Origin of the sequence: Methylobacterium sp. WL1, from assembly GCF_008000895.1 — a bacterium.
Taxonomy (GTDB): Bacteria; Pseudomonadota; Alphaproteobacteria; order Rhizobiales; family Beijerinckiaceae; genus Methylobacterium.
In genome coordinates, this window is record NZ_CP042823.1 from 325,725 (window position 1) to 348,754 (window position 23,030).

Annotated in this window: 28 protein-coding genes and 1 tRNA gene; 9 read left to right on the plus strand and 20 right to left on the minus strand. The window is 65.9% G+C overall.

Going from position 1 to position 23,030, the window contains the following annotated elements:
- Positions 1–48 precede the first annotated feature (48 nt).
- The 7 genes from rpsA (at position 49) to FVA80_RS01800 (ending at position 4,845) form a co-directional block, all read left to right on the plus strand.
- Positions 49–1,761 carry a 30S ribosomal protein S1 gene (gene rpsA / locus FVA80_RS01775; protein WP_147853718.1) on the plus strand — a complete coding sequence of 571 codons (1,713 nt, stop codon included), beginning with the start codon at positions 49–51 and terminating at the stop codon, positions 1,759–1,761.
- 219 nt (positions 1,762–1,980) lie between these two features.
- Positions 1,981–2,238, plus strand: coding sequence for a plasmid stability protein stbC (locus FVA80_RS01780; RefSeq protein ID WP_147906081.1), 258 nt, complete (start codon positions 1,981–1,983; stop codon positions 2,236–2,238).
- Positions 2,235–2,648: a PIN domain-containing protein gene (locus FVA80_RS01785; protein WP_147906080.1), complete on the plus strand. Its 414-nt coding sequence runs from the start codon at positions 2,235–2,237 to the stop codon at positions 2,646–2,648. The genes FVA80_RS01780 and FVA80_RS01785 overlap by 4 nt, the downstream gene beginning before the upstream one ends.
- Before the next feature lie 109 nt (positions 2,649–2,757).
- Positions 2,758–2,925: a hypothetical protein gene (locus FVA80_RS30275; RefSeq protein WP_187193567.1), complete on the plus strand. Its 168-nt coding sequence runs from the start codon at positions 2,758–2,760 to the stop codon at positions 2,923–2,925.
- Between the two features lie 195 nt (positions 2,926–3,120).
- Positions 3,121–4,083 carry a signal peptide peptidase SppA gene (sppA, locus tag FVA80_RS01790; RefSeq protein ID WP_147906079.1) on the plus strand — a complete coding sequence of 321 codons (963 nt, stop codon included), beginning with the start codon at positions 3,121–3,123 and terminating at the stop codon, positions 4,081–4,083.
- A gap of 59 nt (positions 4,084–4,142) precedes the next feature.
- Positions 4,143–4,454 carry an integration host factor subunit beta gene (locus tag FVA80_RS01795; protein ID WP_091785957.1) on the plus strand — a complete coding sequence of 104 codons (312 nt, stop codon included), beginning with the start codon at positions 4,143–4,145 and terminating at the stop codon, positions 4,452–4,454.
- A gap of 19 nt (positions 4,455–4,473) precedes the next feature.
- Positions 4,474–4,845 carry a LapA family protein gene (locus FVA80_RS01800; protein ID WP_147906155.1) on the plus strand — a complete coding sequence of 124 codons (372 nt, stop codon included), beginning with the start codon at positions 4,474–4,476 and terminating at the stop codon, positions 4,843–4,845.
- A 10-nt stretch (positions 4,846–4,855) separates the two neighbouring features.
- Here FVA80_RS01800 and FVA80_RS01805 read toward each other — a convergent pair whose 3' ends face one another.
- From FVA80_RS01805 to FVA80_RS01845, 9 genes are all read right to left on the minus strand, one after another.
- Positions 4,856–5,515 (minus strand): phosphoribosylanthranilate isomerase, encoded by a 660-nt coding sequence (locus FVA80_RS01805; RefSeq protein WP_187193568.1) that lies wholly within the window; start codon positions 5,513–5,515, stop codon positions 4,856–4,858.
- A gap of 18 nt (positions 5,516–5,533) precedes the next feature.
- Positions 5,534–6,643 (minus strand): DUF2125 domain-containing protein, encoded by a 1,110-nt coding sequence (locus FVA80_RS01810; protein ID WP_147906078.1) that lies wholly within the window; start codon positions 6,641–6,643, stop codon positions 5,534–5,536.
- A 152-nt stretch (positions 6,644–6,795) separates the two neighbouring features.
- Entirely contained in the window at positions 6,796–7,242 is a 447-nt protein-coding gene (locus FVA80_RS01815; protein WP_147906077.1) for a hypothetical protein, read from the minus strand.
- A gap of 151 nt (positions 7,243–7,393) precedes the next feature.
- Positions 7,394–8,179: a lysophospholipid acyltransferase family protein gene (locus tag FVA80_RS01820; protein WP_147906076.1), complete on the minus strand. Its 786-nt coding sequence runs from the start codon at positions 8,177–8,179 to the stop codon at positions 7,394–7,396.
- Positions 8,180–8,265: 86 nt separating this feature from the next.
- Positions 8,266–8,781 (minus strand): hypothetical protein, encoded by a 516-nt coding sequence (locus tag FVA80_RS01825; RefSeq protein WP_147906075.1) that lies wholly within the window; start codon positions 8,779–8,781, stop codon positions 8,266–8,268.
- A gap of 117 nt (positions 8,782–8,898) precedes the next feature.
- The gene (locus tag FVA80_RS01830; protein WP_147853723.1) at positions 8,899–12,096 is read right to left on the minus strand and encodes a multidrug efflux RND transporter permease subunit; all 3,198 of its coding nucleotides are present in this window, start codon (positions 12,094–12,096) and stop codon (positions 8,899–8,901) included.
- A gap of 107 nt (positions 12,097–12,203) precedes the next feature.
- A complete protein-coding gene (locus FVA80_RS01835; protein ID WP_147906074.1) occupies positions 12,204–13,361 on the minus strand; it encodes an efflux RND transporter periplasmic adaptor subunit in 1,158 nt (385 codons plus the stop codon).
- Positions 13,362–13,507: 146 nt separating this feature from the next.
- On the minus strand, positions 13,508–13,828 hold the full coding sequence (locus tag FVA80_RS01840) for a rhodanese-like domain-containing protein (protein ID WP_147906073.1): 321 nt from the start codon (positions 13,826–13,828) through the stop codon (positions 13,508–13,510).
- Between the two features lie 106 nt (positions 13,829–13,934).
- Positions 13,935–15,215, minus strand: a complete 1,281-nt coding sequence (locus FVA80_RS01845) for a glycosyltransferase family 1 protein (RefSeq protein WP_147906072.1) — start codon at positions 15,213–15,215, stop codon at positions 13,935–13,937.
- Positions 15,216–15,373: 158 nt separating this feature from the next.
- On the opposite strand from FVA80_RS01845, the gene FVA80_RS01850 reads away from it, so the two are divergent.
- A tRNA-Pro gene (locus FVA80_RS01850) sits at positions 15,374–15,450 on the plus strand.
- Positions 15,451–15,535: 85 nt separating this feature from the next.
- Here FVA80_RS01850 and FVA80_RS01855 read toward each other — a convergent pair.
- The 7 genes from FVA80_RS01855 to FVA80_RS01885 all read right to left on the minus strand — a co-directional run bounded on the left by FVA80_RS01855 (position 15,536) and on the right by FVA80_RS01885 (position 19,093).
- Complete coding sequence (locus FVA80_RS01855; protein ID WP_147957772.1) at positions 15,536–15,859, minus strand: hypothetical protein; 324 nt, start codon at positions 15,857–15,859, stop codon at positions 15,536–15,538.
- Between the two features lie 90 nt (positions 15,860–15,949).
- Positions 15,950–16,180 (minus strand): hypothetical protein, encoded by a 231-nt coding sequence (locus FVA80_RS01860; protein ID WP_147906070.1) that lies wholly within the window; start codon positions 16,178–16,180, stop codon positions 15,950–15,952.
- 321 nt (positions 16,181–16,501) lie between these two features.
- Positions 16,502–17,218 carry a hypothetical protein gene (locus tag FVA80_RS01865; protein ID WP_147906069.1) on the minus strand — a complete coding sequence of 239 codons (717 nt, stop codon included), beginning with the start codon at positions 17,216–17,218 and terminating at the stop codon, positions 16,502–16,504.
- Between the two features lie 429 nt (positions 17,219–17,647).
- On the minus strand, positions 17,648–17,992 hold the full coding sequence (locus FVA80_RS01870; RefSeq protein ID WP_147906068.1) for a hypothetical protein: 345 nt from the start codon (positions 17,990–17,992) through the stop codon (positions 17,648–17,650).
- A complete protein-coding gene (locus tag FVA80_RS01875) occupies positions 17,989–18,210 on the minus strand; it encodes a hypothetical protein (RefSeq protein WP_147906067.1) in 222 nt (73 codons plus the stop codon). Before FVA80_RS01875 ends, FVA80_RS01870 begins: the two co-directional genes overlap by 4 nt.
- Before the next feature lie 107 nt (positions 18,211–18,317).
- Positions 18,318–18,629: a hypothetical protein gene (locus FVA80_RS01880; protein ID WP_147906066.1), complete on the minus strand. Its 312-nt coding sequence runs from the start codon at positions 18,627–18,629 to the stop codon at positions 18,318–18,320.
- Positions 18,630–18,631: 2 nt separating this feature from the next.
- Entirely contained in the window at positions 18,632–19,093 is a 462-nt protein-coding gene (locus FVA80_RS01885; protein ID WP_147906065.1) for a hypothetical protein, read from the minus strand.
- A gap of 889 nt (positions 19,094–19,982) precedes the next feature.
- Here FVA80_RS01885 and FVA80_RS30280 point away from each other — a divergent pair.
- A complete protein-coding gene (locus tag FVA80_RS30280) occupies positions 19,983–20,345 on the plus strand; it encodes a helix-turn-helix domain-containing protein (RefSeq protein WP_246692485.1) in 363 nt (120 codons plus the stop codon).
- On the opposite strand, the gene FVA80_RS01895 is transcribed toward FVA80_RS30280, so the two are convergent.
- The 4 genes from FVA80_RS01895 to FVA80_RS01910 form a co-directional block, all read right to left on the minus strand.
- A complete protein-coding gene (locus FVA80_RS01895; protein ID WP_147906063.1) occupies positions 20,291–20,716 on the minus strand; it encodes a hypothetical protein in 426 nt (141 codons plus the stop codon). The two genes, FVA80_RS30280 and FVA80_RS01895, sit on opposite strands and share 55 nt — an antisense overlap.
- A gap of 126 nt (positions 20,717–20,842) precedes the next feature.
- Positions 20,843–21,271, minus strand: coding sequence for a MarR family winged helix-turn-helix transcriptional regulator (locus FVA80_RS01900; RefSeq protein WP_147906062.1), 429 nt, complete (start codon positions 21,269–21,271; stop codon positions 20,843–20,845).
- Between the two features lie 172 nt (positions 21,272–21,443).
- The gene (locus tag FVA80_RS01905) at positions 21,444–22,043 is read right to left on the minus strand and encodes a hypothetical protein (protein ID WP_147906061.1); all 600 of its coding nucleotides are present in this window, start codon (positions 22,041–22,043) and stop codon (positions 21,444–21,446) included.
- Positions 22,044–22,544: 501 nt separating this feature from the next.
- Positions 22,545–22,919 (minus strand): hypothetical protein, encoded by a 375-nt coding sequence (locus tag FVA80_RS01910; RefSeq protein ID WP_147906060.1) that lies wholly within the window; start codon positions 22,917–22,919, stop codon positions 22,545–22,547.
- Between the last annotated feature and the right edge of the window lie 111 nt (positions 22,920–23,030).

Genomic DNA, 23,030 nt, shown 5'->3' on the forward strand with positions numbered 1-23,030 from the left:
GAGCCGCCGACGCAAAGGGCCTCCGATGGGGGCCGTTCAGGAGAGAGAATGACCGCAGGTACCGCTCTGGGGCGTGGCCCGAGCCGCGATGATTTCGCCGCCCTCCTCGAGGAGAGCTTCCTCGAGCACGAGATCACCGAAGGGTCCGTCGTCAAGGGTCGCGTCGTCGCGATCGAGAAGGACGTGGCCGTCATCGACATCGGCGCCAAGACGGAAGGCCGTGTCGCACTCAAGGAATTCACCGGCCCCGGCCGGGAAGGCGAGCTGAAGGTCGGCGACGAGGTCGAGGTCTACGTCGACCGGATCGAGAACGCGCTCGGCGAAGCCGTGATCTCGCGCGACAAGGCGCGCCGCGAGGAGAGCTGGGTCAAGCTCGAGAAGTCGTTCGAGAACAACGACCGCGTCACCGGCACGATCTTCAACCAGGTCAAGGGCGGCTACACCGTCGACCTCGACGGCGCCGTGGCGTTCCTGCCGCGCTCGCAGGTCGACATCCGTCCGGTTCGCGACGTCACCCCGCTGCTCGGCACCCCGCAGCCGTTCCAGATCCTCAAGATGGATCGCCGCCGCGGCAACATCGTCGTGTCGCGCCGCACCGTGCTCGAAGAGAGCCGCGCCGAGCAGCGCTCGGAGCTGGTGGCCAACCTCGAGGAAGGTCAGGTCATCGACGGCGTCGTCAAGAACATCACCGAGTACGGCGCCTTCGTCGATCTCGGCGGCATCGACGGCCTGCTCCACGTCACCGACATGGCGTGGCGCCGCGTGAACCATCCGTCCGAGGTCGTGACCATCGGCCAGACGGTCAAGGTCAAGATCATCAAGATCAACCACGAGACGCACCGGATCTCGCTCGGTATCAAGCAGCTGCTCGCCGATCCGTGGGAGGGCATCGCCGCCCGCTACCCGGAGGGCGCCAAGCTCAAGGGCCGCGTGACCAACATCACCGATTACGGCGCCTTCGTGGAGCTGGAGCCGGGGATCGAGGGTCTGATCCACGTCTCCGAGATGAGCTGGACCAAGAAGAACGTCCATCCGGGCAAGATCGTCTCCACCTCTCAGGAGGTCGAGGTCCAGATCCTGGAAGTCGATCCGGTCAAGCGCCGCATCTCGCTGGGCCTCAAGCAGACCCTGCAGAACCCCTGGGAGGCCTTCTCCGAGAAGCACCCGGTCGGCTCCGAGGTCGAGGGCGAGGTCAAGAACAAGACCGAGTTCGGCCTGTTCATCGGCCTCGAAGGCGATGTCGACGGCATGGTCCACCTGTCGGATCTCGACTGGAACCGTCCCGGCGAGCAGGTCATCGAGGAGTTCAAGAAGGGCGACATGGTCCGCGCCCAGGTTCTCGACGTCGACGTCGAGAAGGAGCGGATCTCGCTGGGCGTGAAGCAGCTCGGCGGTGACCCCTTCGCCGAGGCCGGCGAGATCAAGAAGGGTCAGATCGTCACCTGCGAAGTCGTCGAGGTGAAGGATTCGGGCGTCGAAGTGAAGATCGTCGACACCGACATGACCACCTTCGTCCGCCGCGCCGAACTCGCCCGCGACCGCGGCGACCAGCGGCCCGAGCGTTTCGCCGCCGGCGAGAAGTTCGATGCCCGCGTCGTGCAGTTCGACCGCAAGGCCCACCGCGTCCAGGTCTCGATCAAGGCTCTGGAAGTGGCTGAGGAGAAGGAGGCGATGGCCCAGTTCGGCTCCGCCGATTCCGGTGCCTCGCTGGGCGACATCCTCGGCGCGGCCTTCAAGAAGGCCCGCACCGACGACGAGTGAGACCCGATGGTTTCGCCGCCCGGTTCAGCCGGGCGGCGGCTTCGGATCAATAAAAAAGCCTGCGCGGGACACCAGTCCCACGCAGGCTTTTTCATGCCGTCTCCGGCGGCGAAGTCATCATCCAGCTGATCGGCATGGCTCCCAGGCCGCTGGGTCGCGCGACGTGATTGCATCATGATGGAATGCAATCATTACCGTCCGGCTTCGGAGGTTGGGTCGATGCCGGCCATCACGATCCATAACGTTCCCGACGCGGAGCATCGCGCCCTGCGTGCGCGGGCCGCATTGCGCGGTCGCAGCACCGAGGCTGAAATCCGCAGCACCCCCGAACAGGCCGCTAAGCCCGAGGGCCGCCTGAAGCTCGGATCGCTGCTGGCGTTCATCGCGCGCGACGCCGGCGGGATGACCGAAGCCGAAGCGGAGCACATCGAGGCTTTGTGCCAACGGACACCGGTCGAGCCGATGCGCTTCGAATGATCGTCCTCGATACCAATGCTATCGCGGAACCCTGGAAGTCCCAGCCGGGCCCCACGGTGATCGCCTGGACCGATGCGCAGATGGTCGAGCCTCTCTACCCGTCCACGATCACCGTCGCTGAAGTGCGCTTCGGCCTGGCGACGATGCCGGACGGCAATCGGCGCCGGATTTATCGGGAGCGTCTGGAACGCGAGGTCCTGCCCGTCTTCTCGGGGCGGATCCTGTCCTTCGATCTGGCCGCCTCCCAGGCGTACGCGGCCCTGATGGCGCGGGCGAGGGCGGCCGGCAGAGGCATCGGCCGGGCGGACGGCTACATCGCCGCCACGGCCGCCGCGCACGAAATGACGGTCGCCGCCCGCTACGTCGGTCCGTTCGAAGCGGCCGGCCCGACCGTCATCAATCCTTGGTAGGGGACGCCGTGAGGCGAAGTCGCCGACAGTTCGCGAGAGGCTTCATGCCCGCACATTTTGCTCAATCGCCCGACGGCTCGGCGTGTCGCGCCGGGCGCTCCACGATTTGATGGCCGAGGGGCAGCCAGCGAAGGCCGCCATGGCGCTGCGCCTCGGCAAGCTGTTTGGGAACGAGACCGCGTTCTGGCAGAACCGGCAGCGGGCCAACGATCTGCGGCGCCTGGAAGCTCAGGTGGCCGAGGAACTCGCCGGGATCCCGACGCTGCTGGCCACCTGACGACGGCCCGGCTTGAGGGTCTGCGGGGTGCCACCGCATTTTTTCGCGTGGCCCATATCCAGGTCCGCGGAAAATGCTCTAGAACACCGGCCTCGGGCGGCTCCAGCCGCGCGAGGCGAAGGAAACCAAGGACTTGCCCGGTGCGGGACCTCGCCCCCGCACGCCATCTCGGGGCAGGCTAGGGGAAGTGACCGTATGGCAGCCGACGCCGAACTGCTGATCGACCGCCGGCGCCTGCGCCGCAGATTGTCCCTGTGGCGGGTACTCGGGATCGGCGGCCTGATCGTAGCGGTGGGTGCGCTGGGCTACCGGGCCCGGGCCGGGGCCGACGGCGCCTTCGCGGTGCGGCCGCAGATCGCCCGCATCTCGGTTTCGGGCTTCATCGCCGGCAGCGAGTCGACGGCCAAGCTGATGAAGCGGGTCGGCGAGTCCGACGCCGTGAAGGGCGTGATCGTCTCGATCAACTCACCGGGTGGCACCACCACGGGTTCGGAGGAGATCTTCCGCAACCTGCGCGCGCTCGCCGCCAAGAAGCCGATGGTCGCCTTCGTGGACGGCACGGCAGCCTCGGGCGCCTACATCACCGCCATCGCGGCCGATCATATCGTCGCGCGCGAGACCAGCCTGGTGGGCTCCATCGGCGTGCTGTTCCAGTATCCGGACCTCTCGGGCCTGCTCGACAAGGTTGGGGTCAAGGTCGAGTCGGTGAAGTCTTCGCCGCTCAAGGCAGAGCCGTCGGGCTTCACACCGACCACCCCGGAGGCGCGCGCCGCCCTGGCCGCGGTGGTCGGCGACACCTACGCCTGGTTCAAGAACTTGGTGGCCGAGCGCCGGGGCATGGATGCCGGCCAGCTCGCCGTGGTCTCGGACGGGCGAGTCTTCAGCGGCCGCCAAAGCGTGCCCCTGAAGCTGGTGGACGAACTGGGCGGCGAGCGGCAGGCCGTCGTCTGGCTCGAGAACGACAAGGGCGTCCCGAAGGATCTGCCGATCAAGGATTGGAAGCCCGGCAAGGAGAGTGACTTCTCCCTCTGGTCGGCCGCCGGCGTCGGCGCGGACCTGCTCGGCCTCGACGGTCTCGCCGGACGGCTCCGCGTCGCCGGCGCCCAGGCCGAGACCGCCGGCGGCGGCCTCTTGGTCCTGTGGCGCCCGGAGCCCTGAGCGCCGCCGGACAAGGCCGTCCAGTCGCCCGCCCCGATCCCCCGAGAAGACCAGACGCCATGATCAAGTCGGAGCTCGTCCTCAAGATCGCCGAGCAGAACCCGCATCTCTACCAGCGCGACGTCGAGATCCTGGTCAACGCGATCCTCGACACCATCTCGGATGCGCTGGCCCGGGGCGACCGGGTGGAGCTGCGCGGCTTCGGCGCCTTCTCGGTCAAGCGTCGAGAAGCGCGGCGGGGACGCAACCCGCGCACAGGCGCAGCCGTTGCCGTGTCCGAGAAGGCGATTCCCGTGTTCAAGACCGGGAAGGAGATGCGCCAGCGTCTCAACGCCGCCGGCATCGGCGAGAGTGCGTCGGCCGCCGAGTAGGAAGAGGTCTGTGAGCACGATGATCCGTTTCCTGAAGAGCCTCGTGCTGCTGCCGATCGCGGCCTTGGTGATCCTGCTGGCGGTCGCCAACAGGGCGCCGGTGCCGCTCTCGTTCGATCCGTTCAACGCGGAGGCGCCCGTCTTCAGCGTGAACCTGCCGCTCTACGCGATCCTGTTCGGCGCCGTCGCGTTGGGCATCGTAGTCGGCGGGGTCTTCACGTGGCTCGGCCAGGGCAAGACCCGCGCGAACGTGCGCCACCACCGCCGCGAGGCGACCCGATACGAGCGTGAGGCGAACCGGCTGCGCGCCTACGCCCCAGATAGCGAGACGCAAAACGGCGCCTACACGGTCCCCAATACGGGCCGTACCGCCCTGCCGGCGCCACGCTGAGCGGAAGCGTTCAGGAGGCGGACCGCGCCGCGGCCAGGAAGGCCGCGATCTTGTCCGGATCCTTCTGCCCGGGCGCCGATTCGACGCCCGACGACACGTCAACGGCACCGAGGCCGGTTCGGGCCAGTGCATCCCGGACATTGCCGGCGTCCAGTCCCCCAGACAGCATGGTCCCGTCGGGCAGATCGGCACCCTCCAGGATCGTCCAGTCGAATCGGTGTCCGTTGCCCCCGGGGAGCGCGGCGTCCGGCGCCGGCTTGGCATCGAGCAGGATCCGGTCGGCCACGTCGGCATAGGCCGCGATCGGCGCCAGGTCGGCCCGAGTCGCGACGCCGATCGCCTTCATCACCGGCCGGCCGGCGAGCGCCCGGATCGCCGCCACCCGCTCCGGACTCTCGCGTCCGTGCAGCTGGATCAGATCCGGATCGACGGCCTCGACCACAGCCCGCACGAGGGCGTCGTCCGGATCGACGAGAAGGATCACGCGGTGGGCCCGGCCGCGGGCTTGCACCGATAAACGCGAAGCCTGCGCGAAGTCTACGTGGCGGGGACTGCGAAGAAAGTGGACGAGTCCGATCCAATCCGCGCCAGCCTTCAGCGCAACGTCGAGGGTAGCTGGCGTGCTGAGCCCGCAGATCTTGACGCGGGCCGGTGAAATCGGAGCGGACATGGGCGTTGTATAGCCGATCTAGTACAGGGTCGGCAGGGAGACGTTCGGGATCGGGAACCCACTGAACACAACCCGCCCGTTGACGAGCTTCAACGACGGCAGAGCCTTGAGCGGCGCGGACTCGCCCTGCGCCTCGCTCGGCTCAGGCCGCCGGCCCAGGCCCAGGAGGCCGCCCACGAGCTGGCCGACCAGCGCGCCCTTCTCCGAACCGAAGCGCTGGCCCACCACACTGCCCACCAGGGCATCGACGCCGGCCGCCCGCAGGTCGAGCTGTCCGACGGGGCGGTGCGCGTCGTCGAGGGCGAGCGTGCCCTTCGCCTGGACGCGCTGGGCGCCCTTGGCCAACGAGAGCGCCGTCAGGTCGAGGGTGCCGCCGGCCTGGCGCCAGCGCTCGAGTTCCCACGGCACCGGCCCGGTGCGCAGCACCGTCGCTTGGGTCAGCGTCGCATCGAGCGACAGGTCGGCGGGGGCCGGGTTGCCGGTGAGCGCGTCGAGCTGCGGTACGGCGGCCTGGGCGAGCCGCAGGCTCACGTCGACCGCGCCTTCGGAGTCGAAGCGGCCGGGGGTCGGCCGCGCATGCAGTTCGAGGTGCTGACCTGACACCGCGATCGGGCCCGGATCGGCACCGGTGACCGTGACGTTCGGGCTATCCACCACCAGCGAGGCACGGGTGAAGCCGTCCGATGCTCCATGGACGCTGCCCTGAAGCTTGCTCCAGGCGGCATCGCCGGTCAGCGCACCCTGCTCGACATGGAACGGCCCGGCGCTCTCGAACAGGACCAGGCGCGGCTGGTAGACCTGCGCGACCGCGGTCGACGGACCGAGGCGGAACCGGCCGTCCGACCGCTCCAGCGTGACCGCGTTGCAGCGCAGCTCGATCCGGAACGGGTAACCGGTGAGGGATCGGTCGGCGCAGGTCCAGGTGCGCCCTGCCGCCGCCTCGCGGGTCATCCAGCCGTCGATTTCGGTCGCCGCGCGTCCCCGCAGCCAGAACCAGCCAACCGACCACGCGACGACGATCAGGGCGAGCAGGACGTAGGGCAGGAACAATCCGAGCCGGAACCGTCGTGCGGTTCGTGTCAGGGAAGCCTGCGCCGCACCGTCCGGCCGCGTCCGATCCTGCGTCATGCGTCCTGTTTCCCGTCTCCGCCCCGCTCAGAGGGCTTGCAGGCTCCGCCTTGAAGCCATGCACGGGGCAAAACTGGGGCAGCGCCGGCATCGATCGACCAGTCGACCACCGATCCGCCGCGGGGAATGCCGCTTCCGGGGCAGATCCCGCTTCAGACTTGGGCCGGCTCGATCGTGTCGAACCGCAGGTCGCTGACGATCGCCGCCCGCTCGGCTTCACCCTCGGCGAGGCGATGCACGTGCAGCTCGGTGGCGCCGCTTCTCCGAACCCGGTCGAGCCAGGTCCTCCGGAGGTGGTCGCGCGGGCTCTCGTTGGAGGTCGCCACCGAGACCATCTCGGCGATGCCAGTATCGTCGCGACGCACCGCGATCACGACCGCCTCCGCCATCTCGTCGAGGTCGAAGGCACCGGCCGAATGGATCCCGACCACGTAGCGACGGCCGGAATGCCCGCGCCATGCCGAGAGCGGAAGGGCCGGCGTGCCGCGCAGGCCTGCGGTCGTCTTGAGGCGCTCTTCACGCACATCCTGTCTCCGCGTGCGATCGTCCTTCAGGTCGCGTAGCGCGGCCGACCAGGACAGGGCTCTTCTGTTCGCCATTTGTTCCAACCTACCGCGCGATATCCACAGGCGTCAAGCACAACGTTCCTGAGGAGGAATGTGGTATCGGGCGACGTTATCCACAAGCGACGCAGATCGACCGAAGCACCGGCTCAAAGCCGATTGAGCCGGTCCGTCGAGGCCGGGCTCGTCAGCGTCTTTGGGCCGCCGCCGCGGTGTGCCCGGCAGCCGCGGAGGCGGGCTGCTCCGCCCCCATGGTCGATGCCGCGGCGTCTGGCTCCAGGAGGGCGTTCGAGGCGGCCTCCAGCCGCTCTTGGGCGAGGGCCTGGAACTCCGGGCGACCCATGCCCGGCGGGATGGGTTCGAGGAAGTGGATCACGGCGGTTCCGGGCCGGCGGATGAGGCTGTTGCGAGACCAGAACCGGCCCGTGTTCAACGCCACGGGCACGCACGGCACCTTCAGGGCCATGTAGAGGTGCGACAGGCCCTGCTTGTAGGCGGGGGGCGCTCCGACGGCACGGCGGGTGCCTTCGGGGAAGATGATGAGCTGGCGGCCCTCCTGGATCGCCGTGGCGGCAGCCGCATTCATGAGGCTCATCGCCCGGGCGCCCTTGGAGCGGTCGATCGCCACCATGCCACTGCGGGACAGGTACCAGCCGATCAGCGGGATCAGCAGCAGCTCACGCTTCAGGATGTAGGCGAATTCCGGGAACACGGTGCAGAGCGCCAGGGTCTCCAGGGCCGACTGGTGCTTGGCCGCGATCAAAAGCGGCCCCTCCGGGATGTTCTCCAGCCCGCGAAACTCGACCTTCATGCCGGCGACCACGCGCAGCAGCCACAGCGTCAGCCGGCCCCAAAGGCGGGCCAGCCGTAACACAGCGCGGCGGGAGACCAGCGTGGGCAGGCCGCCGAACGCCAGAAGCGTCGTCATGGCGTAGAAGCAGACGTTGAAGGCGAGGGAGCGCAGGGCGAGCATCGGAATCCGCTTCGTGGCGGTCCTCCTCTAGCGCGCAGAGGCGTCAGCGGCCAAGCGCGCCCGGTTAGGCAACCTGCCCCGAACGATCATCCGCCTGCGGCCTGTGCGGGGCGCCGGGAGAACCCTGCGCCGCGTCCTGCAACCAGCCAGTAGACGAGGCCCGCGCTCGCGCCGACGACGAACAGGATCAGCGTCAGGCGCGCTTCTGCGGCGAGAAGCCCCGGATCCGAGCTGGCCGCCGGACGCACGCCGCCGCGGGCGAGCCAGGGGAGGGCGGCGGTCAGCAGTCCGGTTCCGGCGCCGTACCAGAGCAGGCTGCGGCGCCCGAACGCCTCGCCTGCAAACCCGACCACGGCCGGCGGCACGAACAGCACGACGAACAGCGCCTGAGCGAGACCGGCGACCAGGAGAACCAGCGCCTCCGGCGGCAGGCCCGCCGAAAGGTCCGACAGGGCCATGTCGACGCCCGCGAGCGCACCGCCGGTGAGCCAGGCATTCGCGGTCGGATCGATCAGCAGCGCCAGTACGAGGATCCCCGCGCCGGCCGGTACGGCCAGGAGAAGGGCGAAGGCTCCGAGAATCAGGCGGCCGAGGAGGTGCATGGCAAGCTCATACACCGAAGCGTAGGGCCCTCGTAAAAGAAGCCGCGCCCGACCGGTCAGGGTCGGGCGCGGCTGTGGGATGCGCGGCTCTCTCGATCCGACGGCCGGCGGGACGCCTCAGCCGTGGGCGGGGGCAGCCCCGCCGTGGTCACCGTGCGAGGACTTGCCCCGCAGGCGGCCGAGCCAGAGCGAGAAGTGGCGGATCACGACGTAGAAGACCGGGGTGAGGAACAAGCCGAAGAAGGTCGCACCGATCATCCCGAAGAACACCGCGGTGCCCAGGGCCTGGCGCATCTCGGCGCCGGGGCCGGTGGCGATCACCAGCGGCAGGGTGCCGAGGATGAACGCGAAGGCGGTCATCAGGATCGGGCGCAGGCGAAGCCGGCAGGCTTCCACCGCCGCCTCGACCGGGCCCCGGCGCTCACGCAGTTCGATGTCGTGCGCGAATTCGACGATCAGGATCGCGTTCTTGGCCGCGAGGCCGATCAGCACGATCAGGCCGATCTGGGTCAGGATGTTGTTGTCCTGTCCCCGGAACTGCACACCGGCGAGCGCCGCGAGCACGCCGGTCGGCACCACCAGCAGGATCGCCAGCGGCAGGGCCCACGATTCGTACTGCGCGGCCAACACCAGGAAGACGAGGAGCACGCCCAGGGCGAAGACGGCGCCGGCAGTCCCGCTCGCGGCCTTCTGCTGGTAGGCGATCTCGGTCCAGTCGTAGGAATAACCGTCGGGGAGCGCCTTCTTGGCGATTTCCTCCATGGCGGTCAGCGCCTGACCGGTCGAAACGCCGGGCTTGGCCACGCCCTGGATCGGGACCGAGTAGTACAGGTTGAAGCGCTGGACGATCTGCGGACCGGTCACGTCGCGCACCGAGGCGAGGGTACCCATCGGCACCAGTGCCCCCGTCGAGGAGCGCACCTTGATCTGCGAGATATCCTGGATCGACGAACGATAGGCGGCATCGCCCTGCAGGCGCACCTGGTAGATGCGGCCGAGGGTGTTGAAGTCGTTCACATAGGTGCCGCCAAGATCCGCCTGGACCGACGAGAACACGTTGGCGAGCGGTACGTTCAGCATCCGCGCGATGGTGCGGTCGATGTCGAGGAAGAGCTGCGGCGTCGCGTTGTCGAAGGTCGTGAACACCCGCTGCACGTCCGCGCTCTGGTTCGCCTGGGCGATCACCTCGCCGGCCGCGGCCATAAGCGGCCCGATCTCCGAGGATTGGCGGCTCTCGATCTGCAGCTTGAAACCGCCGCCGTTGCCGAGGCCGCGGACCGGCGGCGGCGGGATCACGATCACCCGGGCTTCCTGGATGTCGGACGTCGCCTTGAGCACCTCGCCGGTGAGCACCGCGGCGCTGCGCCCCTCGCCGGCGCGTTCCTTGGCCCCGGTGAGCGTCAGGAACATCACGCCGGCATTTGTGGTGTTGGTGAAGGTCGCCCCGTCGAAGCCCGCGATGATGACGGCGTTGGCGATGCCTTTGACCGTCCGGGCCTGCTTGGCGGCGCGCAGCATCACGTCCGTGGTGCGGTCGAGCGACGAGCCGGAGGGAAGCTGGACGACGCCGATCAGGTAGCCCTGGTCCTGGTCCGGGATGAAGCCCGTCGGCGTCGTCTGCGCCAGGTGCAGGGTGCCGGCGATCACCGCCGCGTAGACCAGAAGCATCGCCCCGAGCCCGACGATCCCGCCGGTCAAGACACGGATCGAGCGGCCGTAGGCGTTCGACGTGGCGTCGAAGGCGCGGTTGAAGCCGTTGGCGAGCCAGTTCACGAACCGGGTCAGGAAGAACTTCGGCTCCTTGCGCGCGTGATGCGGCACGAGCAGCAGCTTACACAGCGCCGGGGACAGGGTCAGCGAGTTGAACGCGGAGATCAGGGTCGAGGCCGCGATCGTGAGCGCGAACTGCTTGTAGAACTGGCCCGAGATGCCCGGGATGAACGCCGTCGGCACGAACACCGCCGCCAGCACGAGCGCGATGGCGATGACGGCGCCGCCGACCTCGTCCATGGTCTTGTGGGCGGCATCGCCGGGCGAAAGCCCTTCGGCCATGTTGCGCTCGACGTTCTCCACCACGACGATGGCGTCGTCGACCACGATACCGATGGCCAGCACCAGCCCGAACAGGGTCAGGTTGTTGAGCGAGAAGCCGAAAGCCGCCATCGCCGCGAAGGTACCGATGAGCGACACGGGGATCGCGATCACCGGGATCAGCGCCGTGCGCCAGCTCTGCAGGAACACCAGCACCACGATGACCACGAGGCCGACCGCCTCGAACAGGGTCTTGTAGACCTCCTGGATCGACTCCTCGATGAACTCGGTGGGGTTGTAGGCGATGCGGTACTCGACGTCCGGCGGGAAGTTCTTCTTGACGACCTCCATCACCTGCTTGACCGAGCTTGCGGCCTCCAGGGCGTTGGTGCCGGGCCGCTGGAACGCGCCGATGCCGACCGCGGGCGTGTCGTTGAGGTACGAGTTGGTGGTGTAATCCTTTTGGCCCATCTCCACGCGGGCGATGTCCTTGACCCGGACGAGGCGCCCGTCCTGGGCCTTGATGATCACTTCGGCGAATTGTTCAGGCGTCTTGAAGCGCGCCTGAGACTGGACCACGAGCTGGAACGCCTCGCCCTTGGCGGCGGGCGGGCCGTTGAGCTGGCCGGCCGCCACCTGCACGTTCTGCTCCTGCAGGGCCGTGGTGACGTCGGTGACCGAGAGGCCGTAGGCGGCGAGCTTGTTCGGATCGACCCAGATGCGCTCGGCGTACTCGTTACCGCCGAACACCGTGATGTCGCCGACGCCGTCGAGGCGCAGCAGCTCGTCGCGGATGTTCAGGTAGATGTAGTTCGCCAGGTAGTTCTGGTCGTAGGTCTTGTTCGGCGAGAGCAGGTGCACGACCAGCATCAGGTCGGGCGAGGCCTTGCGCACCGTAACGCCGAGGTTGCGCACGTCCGGCGGCAGGCGCGGCTGCGCCACCGAAAGCCGGTTCTGCACCAGCACGTTGGCGATATCGAGGTTGGTGCCGACCTTGAAGGTCACGGTCAGCAGCATGTTGCCGTCGTTGGTCGACAACGACGTCATGTACAGCATGTTGTCGACGCCGTTGACCTCCTGCTCGATCGGCGTCGCGATCGTGGCGGCCACGGTCTCGGCGTTGGCGCCCGGATAGGAGGCGCGCACGGTCACGGTCGGCGGCACGATCTCGGGATATTGCGAGACCGGCAGGCTCTCGTAGGCCACGAAGCCGAGGATCAGGAAGATGATCGACGTGACGGACGCGAAGATCGGCCTGTCGACGAAGAAGTGGGCGAAACGCATCGGTCAAACCTCTGAGGCCCGCCGGTCACCCGGTCGGGGCCCTGCGTCGTCGGTGCGGCGCACGCGGCGCGGCGCGCACGAATGCAGTCGTGTCGAGCCGGTCAGGCTCACGTCTTGCTCGGGGGCAACTCGACCGTCTCCGGGGTGACTTTGGCCCCCGGACGGATGCGGGCGACTCCGTTGACCACCACGGTCTCGTCGCCCTTCAGGCCGCTGCGGATCACCCGGTAACCATCGACCTTGGGACCCAGCACCACGTCCTTCTGCTGGACCACGTTCTCCGGCCCGATCACGTAGACGATGCGCTTGTCCTGGTTGGCCGCGACCGCCTCGTCGGGGATCATCACGCCCTGGAACGGTTTGGTCGCCGGCATCGCGACGATGCCGAACAGGCCGGGCTTGATGAACTGGTCGGCGTTGGGGACGGTGGCGCGCAGCAGGATCGTGCCGGTGGCGTTGTCGACGCGGTTGTCGACGAAGTCGAGGGTGCCCTTGCGGGTCGGCTTCGCCTCGCCCGACAGCGCGATCATGATCGGCACGCCCTTGCCCTGCTGGGTCTGGCCCATGCCGATGCCGAGGCTGTTCTGGTACTTGAGGAACGACTTCTCATCGACCGTGAAGCTGAACCAGATCGGGTCGAGGGACACGATCGTCGTCAGCATGGTCTGGTCGGCGCTGACGATGTTGCCCTCGGTGACCAGCCGGCGGCTGATCCGGCCGTTGACCGGGGCCTTCACCTCGCTGAAGTCATAGTTGAGCTGCGCGTTGTTCAGTGCCGCCTGGGCGCTGTCGACGTCGGCCTGGGCGGTCAGCGACGCCTGCCGGCGCTGATCGGTGACCTGCTCGGAGATGTTGCCGCTCCGCGACAGGGTCTGGGCGCGCTCGAGATCGGTCTGCGAGAACGTCTGGCGCGCCTTGGCGGACGCCAGGGCGGCCTGGGCCTGCTCGAGGGCCGCCTTGTAGGGGCGCCGGTCGATCACGAACAGCAGATCACCCTTCTTCACGGTCTGGCCGTCCATGAAGTTGATCTTCTCCAGGTAGCCGGTCACCCGGGCCCGGACCTCGACGTAATCGATCGCATCGAAGCGGCCGGTATACTGATCCTGCTCGACGATCTCGCGCACCACCGGCTTGGCCACGGTGACCTTCGGCGGCGGACCGCCGGGTGCCTGGGCGTACGCGATCGGGGCGAGCGGCCCCGCGAACAGGAAGCCGGCCGCGAGACCGGAGAGCACGGGGAAGAGGCTGGAAAGCCGGCTGCGCATCGGGTCCTGCTGTCCGTTGGCCGACCCGTCGGTCGAACCGAGCTTGACGACGTGTCCTTGTCAGACGCGCCGTAACCTACGCGCCCGATTGCTCATTGTGCGAGAGCGCACATCACGGCCCGGGACGGCCGGATTGTTTCGGCGAGCTACTCGATTGCTTCGCCTGCGGCGTACCAATCCTTGAAGCCGCCCTTGTAGTGCTCGGAGATGTCGACGCCCGCCTGCTGGGCAGCCATCAGCGCGTGGACCGAACGAACGCCGGACCCGCACGACAGGACCGGCCGCCGGCCGTCCGCCGCGATGAGGGCGGCCACGGCCTGGGGATCGAACGTGGACAGCGGATGCAGGACGGCGCCGGGGATGTGCCCGGCCTCGTATTCGTGGTCTTCGCGCACGTCGATGACCAGCATCGTGCCGTCGCTCAACCCGCGTTTGACCGTTTCACGATCGAGGTCGACCACCTGCATCGGCGGATCTCCGTTCCGTCCACCCTAGGGCCAGCCCTATGGACTGACGCTTTCCCTTATTCGTCAGGGCGGGGCCGCGCAACTCGCGGTGACCGGCTCGCTCCCGTCAGATCGCCGCGAGCGTCGGGCCGACCGCCGCGAAATGCGCGTCCCAGGTCGGCGGCACGTAGCCGTCGAGGCGCCCGGCGAGTTCCGCGCGCAGGGGGGCGTCGGGTCGGGCGAGGTTCTCGATGGCGTCGGCCCAGCCCGGCCCGTCGAGGGGATCGCGGAACAGCGCGAAGCCGTCGGCAATCTCCCTGTGCACGGGGATATCGGAGGCCACCACCGGGAGACCGGAGGCCGCCGCCTCGACGATCGGGATGCCGTAGCCTTCGGTGAACGAGGGCATCAGCAGCGCGGTGCAGCTGCGGGACAGTGCTGCCAGGCCGTGTGTGGAAAGGCCCGTGACCTCGACCGTGTGGGCGCGCACGCCGGGGCAGCGATCCAGCATGTCGATCGCGCTCTCGGCCTCCCAGCCCCGGCGCCCGACGACGACGAGGCGGGGCGTCGCGGCGCCGTGCAGCTCGGCGAGCCGCCGCCAGATCTGGAACAGCAGCAGGTGGTTCTTGCGGGATTCGATCGTCCCGCAGACCAGGAAGGTCGGCCGGTCGGGCTGGAGGCGCGGCCCCGCGCGCCCGAAGGCGGGCTCGACGCCGAGATGCCCCACCGCCACGGGTGGGCGTCCGAAGCCCTCGGTGGTGAGATGGTCGAGGGTGCGGGCGCCGGTATCGGCGGAGTTGACCAGGATCGCGGCGGCGTGCCGGCCGATCGTGCGCATCCGGAGCCGGTGCCGGTCGGCCTCGCCGGCACGCCCGTATTCCGGATGGGTGATCGGGATGAGGTCGTGGACGAAGAACGCCGCGCGCACGTCGCGCCGGTCGTAGAGCCAATCGAATCGGCGCGGGTTATCGAGGCGCAGGTGCGATGTGTGCAGGTAAAGCGCGTCGCGGGGCAGGGCGGCGAGCGACCGGCCGCGCGCGGCGATGTCGGCCGCGGTCCGGGCCTGGATCCGACGGCGCTGCACACCCTCGACCGGGGTGGCCTGCGCAGGCGGGGCGGAGGCCAGCGGGGCGCCGAGCCGCGCTGCGAGACCGCGATAGACCGGATCCGAGAGCGCGTCCCGGTCTTCGACCCAGCCCGCCGCCACCGCGTCGACGATGGCGAGGGCACGCTCCCGGTCGAGCACCCGCGGTCCGTAGGCCGTGGAGACCATGCCGACGGCCGGTCCGGGCCGCCCCAGACAGAAGCGTGCGTAGGCGAGGTCGACCCGGTCGATTCCCGACGGGCTGGCATGGCGCAGGCGTGTGACGAGGCGCGTGAGATCGAAGGCGATCGGTCGGTCCGTCATGGTCCTCGAGGGCGTGGCGCGAGCGTTCGGCGTGGTGAGACGCGGAGCGGAGGCTCCCCGTAACCGCCCCGGCCGGGGAGGGCCAGGGTCGACGATCCGGCACGGAGGGCTTGCGCGGGCGGAGCGCGACGGCTAAGAGCGCCGTGCCCATGTGGCGTCGGAGTGTAGCGCAGCCCGGTAGCGCACCTGTCTGGGGGACAGGGGGTCGTCGGTTCAAGTCCGGCCACTCCGACCATATAGCTCAATTACTTAGCCTGAGGGTTGAGTACCGGCAGCGCCTCCTGGCACTCAAATGGTACTCACATTGCGAACGTCGGCAGTCAGCGGGTGAAGATTAGCCGACCTTCCTTGTCGCGAAACCATCCCTGACTTCGCCATTCCAACGCGCCACGCTCATTTTGGAAAAAGATGCCTGGCGTGTCGCGGGGCAATAGCTGAGCATTAGCGCGCGGGTCGTCGGCATTCATGCGTCCGATCACTTCACCGCGGCCGAGCACCACTCGGTGACAGATGCCTTTATAGAAGACGATCGGCTCGCCTGCGACCGCACCGAAGTAGGGTCGTTTGTTGTCCAGGTGGACGATGTCGCCAACCCTGGGCGGCTCGCCGGCGAACCGGAACCCCGCGGGTGGCTGGAGCGCCACCCCCGGGATCCTGGTTGGTGGTGGAACCATATTGGATATGGTTGGCGCCGGGCGGCGCCGGTTGAACGGCCACATGGGTCAGACCTCCCTTTAACGCTCCGTAACTGCTACGGAGATGACTTTCAGACCAAGCGCCTCTCCGTGCTCCTTCCAAATGCCGTCAAGAACGTTTGTTATAATTGCATCATTCCCCGGGCGTATGTTGGCGAATTCTCTTGCCCAGGATCTTTGCGCCTCGATTTTCTTGGCATTGATTGTTTCAAGTTTGATGTCGTAACCATCCGTTATCGCCCATGCGATTTCCTCAAGCGGCTCAGCCATCTCGGTCCCTCACCATTCGATCGACTTAATCGGCTGTAGCCCTCCATATCGAATATGCCCAGCCTGGCGGCCAGGTCCTTCCAGTCGTCGCCCTCGGGCGGCCAGGCGTTGCGGCCATCGTGGGCGACATCGTCCATCTGGCGGTTCTGCCGCTTGGCGTAGGTGCGAACCCGGAGCAGCTCCTGGCTGTCAGCACGGAACTTGCAAAACTTATGAATTTGATAGATTGTCCTGAGCGATCCGGGAACGTCGAGATTAGGCAATTTATATAGCATAGTCGGATGAATTTGGCAAAACACCAAGTATCACCGATGCTATTCTTTAACGATCTGCGTTGTAAACAAATCTGCTTTTGTATTCGTTACGCAAAAGAGTTTCCACAATATCCTTGAATGTATTCGAGCCATCATTGATGTAGTCTTCCTCCAAAATTTCTTTATAGGCGACCTTTAGTTTGGACGTTAAATGAGATTTCATAGACCTGTTATGATCTAGATAATGAAGGTTTTCGGCGATCTCTTCGTCATCCATCATCCCGATTGTATCCAACGCCGCCTGATGCATTGCCTCTATTTTAATTTCCGCATCAGTTCGCAATTTCCGTAAAGTCCAACCGCTACGTCCTTGACTGTCAAAACGGCCGGAGTTGGATAGTATTGCGCTAAGATTATTGAGCGGATTAGATCCACCGACATCGATACCAAGTGATGCGATGTGTTCTAGCAAATCTTTTGTAGGAACAGGACCCGTTCGATTTTTCAAATGCAGCGCGATTGCATCCACTGCTTGGCTGCGGTGTGGCGCAATCCTACGATTTATGGTTCGCGACTGTGCCGAGCTATTAGAGGCCGATCCTTCTATATCGGATGAACCAGCTGCAGATGACTGGGGATCGACCTGGCGCCCGCGATCGCTCGAAACGTACAACTTGCGGAGCTCGCGAAGCGCCTTCAGCCGCGCGACGCGGACGTCACCTGCCAACTCTATCTCGATGGCATCGATCTCGGCGTCGATCGCCGCGAGAAGCTCGGACCCCATATCCGTCTCCCAGAACAAGTGCGAACAAAATTACCACGCCACGCCACACAAAGCGAGATGGCTGTGGCGTGGCGCTTGTGGACTTGCCTGAAATGTGAGATCTAGTCCGTGCGGACGCCCAACGCGTTTCGACCCGGCAGGCCCTGGCAGGGGCCGTACCGGGTCGAAGTTGGGACCCACCCGTTGGTCTGCATCCTCGGGGTGGGGAAGGCGAAGTGTGCGCTCCGCGTGGTGCGGAGTTAGCGCACTTCGCTCACGTTCGCAAGGATGTCTCTGTGCGGAGACCTCCCATGAGCGCGAAAGCGTGTCACTGGGTCGGTGCTTACACGCGCTTCCGGTTCGGCCGTGAAGAGCACGTGTGCGGGCACTGGCGGTGCTGCTGGTAAGCAGCATTAAATAGCCGCTGAACTGGGGCTTGCGGTTGCGGCCCTACGTCAGCTCAACACGTTGGCGACGTGCTGGCCGTCGGGGAGATGAAGCTCTCCGGCGGCCGATTGCATTATACCGGATCACGAGTTTTCCACAACCTTTCTGTTTGTCATCGAAACTGGTTTGGGTGTGCAAGCTAGGACGCCCATTCAGCGACCAGCTCCTGTTGCCGCGGCGTGAGGGGTTGTCGCGCTCGACGGCGAGCGCGCATTCGTGCGCCTCGTTCGAGGCCGCCTGCAGCCGCGCCAGCACGCGCTGGTTCGTGGTCTGCTGTTGGGCCTCGTCGTTGGCCCAGGCCACGCCCACGAGGGCGTGGACGAGCGGCAGGTTGTGAACGCGGCTCACGTCAGCCCCTCTGTGCGGTGGCCGAGCAGGCTGAAGTGGCGCTGCAGCTGGTGGCGGGTGTCGAACTCGGCAGCGATCCCGCGCCAGTGCATGCGCCACTTGTTCTTCTGCTTCTTGAGCGTGCCGGCGTCGCGGCCGTCCTGCTCGGTGATGCGGTAGGTCAGCGGCTCGTTCGAGTTACGCTGCCGTGGCTGCTGGATGAATTGGAACGTGGCCATGATGTCCTCCAGTAGTTGGTGAGCCATATCGGATATGGCGGGCCGATTGTACGTTACGGACAATCGAGCCTAGGCATAGCTCTAGTGTCTATGCCTAGGCTGAACTGTCAGGCGGCTTGAGCTACCGCGTCTGCGGCGCGATTAAGCTTGCGGATGAACTCACCGCGATCGTAGTCGGCCTTGAACCCGCGTGGCGGCTTAATGCGGCCGTGCCAGTGGGCGCTCACGCAGTAGGACTGCGTGGGATCGAGCGCGTCGACCGCGCACTGGAAGAGATCATGCGCGTCCCGGACCGTGGGGACGACGCTGGATTGGTGGGAGACGACGATCCGGTTCGGGTCGAACAGGTTCATCTCCATGACGGAGAAGCCGTTGCTCGCGCCAAAGTGAGCGGGGGTGGCGGTGATGACGAGACACATGATCAGGCAGCCTCTGCGGTCGCGGTCGTGGTCACGGGAAAGTGCTCGTCGATCGCGAGGGGCGACAAGTTGTTGCGGTGCGCAAAATCGCGAAGCTCGGCGGGCCAATCCTCCTGGTCCTCGCTGTCGTGGATGCTCTGGATCCCGGTCATGAAGTGTCGCAGCTCCCAAGATCGGAAGCGTAGCGGGATGAGATCCGGTGCCTCTTCACGGATCGAGGAGAAGTTGGAGTTGAGGCGCGTGTCCAGAGGTGCGGCCTCTGCGTCGGTGAGTAGCCCGCCGATGTAGCAGGCGTTATTGTCCTCTCCACGGTAGGCGCAGCATTTCACCATCGGATCATCGCCGACATGACGCATTGATTTTTTGGGCATGCGTGCTGCATGATAAACCACCGCGTCAAAGATCTGCTGTTTGCTTGGCATACTTATCGAGGCCAGCGGCGTGTTGGCTACCGTACGGATCATGACTGTCCCTCCACTGTACGAAACTGACTATGTGGTTTAGGCGTTCGAATGCCGGATCGCGTAAACTGGTTTGGTCCGGCGGGCCTCACGCTTAGCCTGGTGCATGCGTAAGAGCCGATCTGCGGTCTGTTGCGGCGTCTCCTCGCTCATCTGAGATGTTGACATTGCGTTGCACATGATCATGGATCTCTCGCAAGTTCTTCGGTGCTCCGGTCACGGTCATGAACGTACCGTGGTGGTTGCACACAATTTAGGCATCAGGGATGGTGCCGAGGATGAATGAGATGTGTTCTTGCGTTCGTAGGTGGTCGCCATGACCGCCAAAATCATGCGATCTTAACCGTCCGAGGGTGCATACCCTTCCGGACGCACGAGCGTTCGATGTGGCTCGGTCCGAGCAGCAGAGTACGAGATAGGTTTCAAGGCCGGCGCTGCTGCCTAGGCGGAGCGTGGGCATGATGACGGATCGAAACTGATGTATCCGCCCAGACAAACTACGTCCGGCTCAGGTGAATTGTATTTTGAAGGCAGAACAAATTCACTACTACGCGCGCTGCTTTCTGTGTCCAGCGGCTGGGAAGACGTATGCGAACGCGTAACACTTAAACCTGGGACAGTTGTTGCACACGGCGGCACACGTCCTTCCATGTTACATTTCCCCATAAACTGCGTTGTTTCGGATGTAGCCTCGACATTGGGGTCGAACCTGCGTCACAACGAGGTCCAAGTCGCGATACACGGCGTGGGAGATCTCGTAAGCTTCCAAGCTTTGCTATCGGATGGTTTAAGTAGTCGGCGGTCAGTGGTCGATTACGGTGGCCAGGCTGTGCGGTGTCAGGTGGAAGCCGCCCGGCGTCTAGTTCGCGAGCAACCGGATGCTCTGCGGTTGGTGCTGGATTACGCTGCGCTGGCCCTGGACGAGAGCGCGCAGCTCGCAGCCGGTGAGGTGCAGCTCAAGGTCCTCGATCGCGTGTCGGCCTATCTGCTGCAGCTGGTGCGGCTCCTGGGCGAGACGGTGATCCCGGTCACGCACATCCGAATTGGTGAACGCCTGGGGATCAGGCGGCCGTCCGTGACGGAGAGCCTGCAGACGCTGGAGACCGAAGGCCTGATCTCGCAGGTCGACAAGGGCCGCGTCGACGTGAAGGACGTGGCGGGCCTGGAGAAGCGCGTCAACGCTGCGTGGCCGATGCTGCATCAGGCGCGGGCTTCGTTCATCGATCGCGTTGAGCGCATCGCACTGGCGGGCTGACGACGCATGAGGCTGTTGGCAGCCTCGTCGAGCAGCTCCAGGATGTCCTGATGTGTGGTCGAGCGATCGTCCGAGAACTGGCTCAAACTGTCCAGCTCGGGCAGGTCCAGGGTGTACCGGGCGATGGCGAGCAGATGGCCCTCAATGGCCAGGGTGAGCGCGTAGCGGTCGGGCTCGTAGGCGATGCGGCCGAGCTGGCTTTCCAGCGCACCCCATAGGCACCACGAGACGGCGGCCGGTGAGCAGGGGTCGACCCGGTTACCGAGCGCGTCGCGGGCGCCGGCCCGGCGGGACCAGGCGGCTGGGTTAGCGAGCTGGTCGGCGGTGGCGATCAGGACGCTGGTGAGCGTTGGTTCGAGGGCGGTGGCCATATCGGATATGCCTTCGTGCCGCTGTTCTAGGCTGACATCTCAGGCTACGGCGCCCTGGATGTTCTCAGTCTGTTCTAATGCGCCGGGGCGTGACGTTCACCCCGGGGTAGATGCGGATCCTGGGGATCAGGTCACATCGCAGCTGAACACGGTCGGGTCCGTGCAGGCGTCGTAGGCGTGGTCGAAGCTCTTCTGGCTCATCTCGGCCTCCCACTGGCTCAGGATCGCGTCCGATGCGGGCGCAACGCAGTAGCAGCCCAATAGGACGGCGAGGGTGGCCAGGAGCTGGCGGCCTTTGGGCGAGAGGCGGATCGCGTGCTGGCGGCCCTGCTCCTCGCATTCGACTAGGTGATGGCCGTCGCAGTTGATGTTAGAAATCGCGCGGCTCGCGGTCGCCTGCGGGATTTCGAGGTGCTGGCAGACTTGGCGCTGGTTCACGCCCTCATTGTCAGCGATGTAGAAATATGCGCGCAACTCGACGGTCGTAATGCCGGGCGCGGCCTCAACGATGGCTTGATGCAGCCGCGCGAGACGACCTGGGACGCTCTCACCCATGCATTATTCCTCCCGTATCTAGTGGGACATATCCAGATCTGGATCATTTCGCCATAGGAAAATTACGCGCTGTGAGCGAATTGCGCACGGAACGTACAATCTGCGTACCGGGCGCCGCACTGCGTAGAATGGAGTTCTTGGTCATTTTCGTACCGTAGAACTCGGGCGGCAGTCAATCTTCTTTCTTGGGTGGTGCGGTCTCGTCCCAGATCACGTAATCGGCCCAGACCTCGGGCGAGATGGAGCCGGGCGGGAGGTGGCATTCCTCCTCGGCGTGAATGATCTCCATCCAGGTGTCCGGCCTTAAACGGCGAAGGGTCTCACCTGGTTGCTCGACGTTCGGGTCGCCCACCAGCTGCGGGCGTGGGTGTGGCGCTTCGGGCTCTTTCGGGATCATCGCCTCCATCGCGCGTAGAGCGGCGGCGTGGGGCGTGCCTTTGATCACCGGGCCCAGGTCACGGACGTGGTGCGGGCTCACGCAGCGGTCGTCGATGCAGCGGCCCAGGCGCGGCACGGCCGTGAGGGGCGCGTCGCAGGCTCGGGCGTAGACGACGCGGCAGGCGTTCGTCGGGTAGCCCAGCTCGGGCGCGTGGACCATTGGCGTCCCGCGTTCGTTTGAAAGCGATCCGCGGCCGTCCTTGACCCGCTTGCGGGCGGGGATGAAGGTGGCAGTCCAGATCCAGCAGTCGAGTGTTTCGTCCCCGTCGCATCGGATTTTATTCCGCAGCTTGGTTGGGAGATCGGTGAGGGATTTGAAGGGTGCTCGCGTCATGTCCGTTTCGTACCATGGCACCTGAAAAAATCTAGTGGGTACAAACGCCCACTCACTCCCTTAAATAACTCATTAATCCTAGCTGATTAACGACTTCCATGGTGTCTTACTGAACACTTTTTCCCCACTATAAACCCTAAAGGGAAAAAGAGAGTAAATAGAATAACTTAGAGGGAAATCAGGCGTTCGATTTCCCACCTAGTGGGACAACGTGCGGCCGAGCGTGCGATTTTCGCTGCAGCGCACCAATTGATGGCGTCGATGCGGACCCGCTCCGACATTGTCCCACTAGACGGTCGGAAACGTTCAACCGAGGCCCGGAATGCCCGGTAAAATCGCCTCGTTGAGGCAGATCCAAGCGGTCAGGATCACCGTGCCGATTAGGAATAAACCCGTATCCATTGTCCATACTCCATATCCGATATGGTGCGGTCCGCACCGGCTGCGTTCGATGGTTTGAGCCCGCGGCTGGTGGGCCGGTGGCGAAGTGGGCGCGCCAGTTCATCGCGGGAGCGTCCCGCGCCGAACCTTCTCGCGGCCGCGCTGCACGTCCTGCGGCCAGCGGCGCTTGGGCTCGACGAAGCGTTCGCCCGACTTGGTCTCGGCGTGCATGCCGCCCACCGGCTCAGCGAGCGCGTCGGCGAGCTGGCGTGCGCGGCAGTCCTGGGCGCGCTGTTGGTGGGCGACCCGGCGCCATAGCCGATATGCCTCGTGCTCGGCGCGCGAGACCGTGGCCTCGCATTCGAGCCGGCGGCCGATGTCGAGCATGCGTGCGCGCAGCGCGTTGAGGCCTGCGGGCGGCGCGAGCTGGTAGCGGACGGGCGAGCGCTCGGTCCGCATGAGCCCGAGCGCGAACTCTGGGTTAGCGTGTGCCATGTGTTTACCCCGTGATTTCCATGTGGAAGCCATATCGAATATGGCCGGCGTGCGTGCGTTGGTGGGACACCACGCGCGAGACGCGCATGCGGCCGCACACCGGCTGCGTGC

What these genes read in the sequence shown, in the direction of transcription:
- rpsA (WP_147853718.1), top strand. Translation starts at nt 49, where the DNA reads ATGACCGCAGGTACCGCTCTGGGGCGTGGCCCGAGCCGCGATGATTTC.
- FVA80_RS01780 (WP_147906081.1), top strand. Translation starts at nt 1,981, where the DNA reads ATGCCGGCCATCACGATCCATAACGTTCCCGACGCGGAGCATCGCGCC.
- FVA80_RS01785 (WP_147906080.1), top strand. Translation starts at nt 2,235, where the DNA reads ATGATCGTCCTCGATACCAATGCTATCGCGGAACCCTGGAAGTCCCAG.
- FVA80_RS30275 (WP_187193567.1), top strand. Translation starts at nt 2,758, where the DNA reads ATGGCCGAGGGGCAGCCAGCGAAGGCCGCCATGGCGCTGCGCCTCGGC.
- sppA (WP_147906079.1), top strand. Translation starts at nt 3,121, where the DNA reads ATGGCAGCCGACGCCGAACTGCTGATCGACCGCCGGCGCCTGCGCCGC.
- FVA80_RS01795 (WP_091785957.1), top strand. Translation starts at nt 4,143, where the DNA reads ATGATCAAGTCGGAGCTCGTCCTCAAGATCGCCGAGCAGAACCCGCAT.
- FVA80_RS01800 (WP_147906155.1), top strand. Translation starts at nt 4,474, where the DNA reads ATGATCCGTTTCCTGAAGAGCCTCGTGCTGCTGCCGATCGCGGCCTTG.
- FVA80_RS01805 (WP_187193568.1), bottom strand. Translation starts at nt 5,515, where the DNA reads ATGTCCGCTCCGATTTCACCGGCCCGCGTCAAGATCTGCGGGCTCAGC.
- FVA80_RS01810 (WP_147906078.1), bottom strand. Translation starts at nt 6,643, where the DNA reads ATGACGCAGGATCGGACGCGGCCGGACGGTGCGGCGCAGGCTTCCCTG.
- FVA80_RS01815 (WP_147906077.1), bottom strand. Translation starts at nt 7,242, where the DNA reads ATGGCGAACAGAAGAGCCCTGTCCTGGTCGGCCGCGCTACGCGACCTG.
- FVA80_RS01820 (WP_147906076.1), bottom strand. Translation starts at nt 8,179, where the DNA reads ATGCTCGCCCTGCGCTCCCTCGCCTTCAACGTCTGCTTCTACGCCATG.
- FVA80_RS01825 (WP_147906075.1), bottom strand. Translation starts at nt 8,781, where the DNA reads ATGCACCTCCTCGGCCGCCTGATTCTCGGAGCCTTCGCCCTTCTCCTG.
- FVA80_RS01830 (WP_147853723.1), bottom strand. Translation starts at nt 12,096, where the DNA reads ATGCGTTTCGCCCACTTCTTCGTCGACAGGCCGATCTTCGCGTCCGTC.
- FVA80_RS01835 (WP_147906074.1), bottom strand. Translation starts at nt 13,361, where the DNA reads ATGCGCAGCCGGCTTTCCAGCCTCTTCCCCGTGCTCTCCGGTCTCGCG.
- FVA80_RS01840 (WP_147906073.1), bottom strand. Translation starts at nt 13,828, where the DNA reads ATGCAGGTGGTCGACCTCGATCGTGAAACGGTCAAACGCGGGTTGAGC.
- FVA80_RS01845 (WP_147906072.1), bottom strand. Translation starts at nt 15,215, where the DNA reads ATGACGGACCGACCGATCGCCTTCGATCTCACGCGCCTCGTCACACGC.
- FVA80_RS01860 (WP_147906070.1), bottom strand. Translation starts at nt 16,180, where the DNA reads ATGGCTGAGCCGCTTGAGGAAATCGCATGGGCGATAACGGATGGTTAC.
- FVA80_RS01865 (WP_147906069.1), bottom strand. Translation starts at nt 17,218, where the DNA reads ATGGGGTCCGAGCTTCTCGCGGCGATCGACGCCGAGATCGATGCCATC.
- FVA80_RS01875 (WP_147906067.1), bottom strand. Translation starts at nt 18,210, where the DNA reads ATGGCCACGTTCCAATTCATCCAGCAGCCACGGCAGCGTAACTCGAAC.
- FVA80_RS01880 (WP_147906066.1), bottom strand. Translation starts at nt 18,629, where the DNA reads ATGTGTCTCGTCATCACCGCCACCCCCGCTCACTTTGGCGCGAGCAAC.
- FVA80_RS01885 (WP_147906065.1), bottom strand. Translation starts at nt 19,093, where the DNA reads ATGATCCGTACGGTAGCCAACACGCCGCTGGCCTCGATAAGTATGCCA.
- FVA80_RS01895 (WP_147906063.1), bottom strand. Translation starts at nt 20,716, where the DNA reads ATGGCCACCGCCCTCGAACCAACGCTCACCAGCGTCCTGATCGCCACC.
- FVA80_RS01900 (WP_147906062.1), bottom strand. Translation starts at nt 21,271, where the DNA reads ATGGGTGAGAGCGTCCCAGGTCGTCTCGCGCGGCTGCATCAAGCCATC.
- FVA80_RS01905 (WP_147906061.1), bottom strand. Translation starts at nt 22,043, where the DNA reads ATGACGCGAGCACCCTTCAAATCCCTCACCGATCTCCCAACCAAGCTG.
- FVA80_RS01910 (WP_147906060.1), bottom strand. Translation starts at nt 22,919, where the DNA reads ATGGCACACGCTAACCCAGAGTTCGCGCTCGGGCTCATGCGGACCGAG.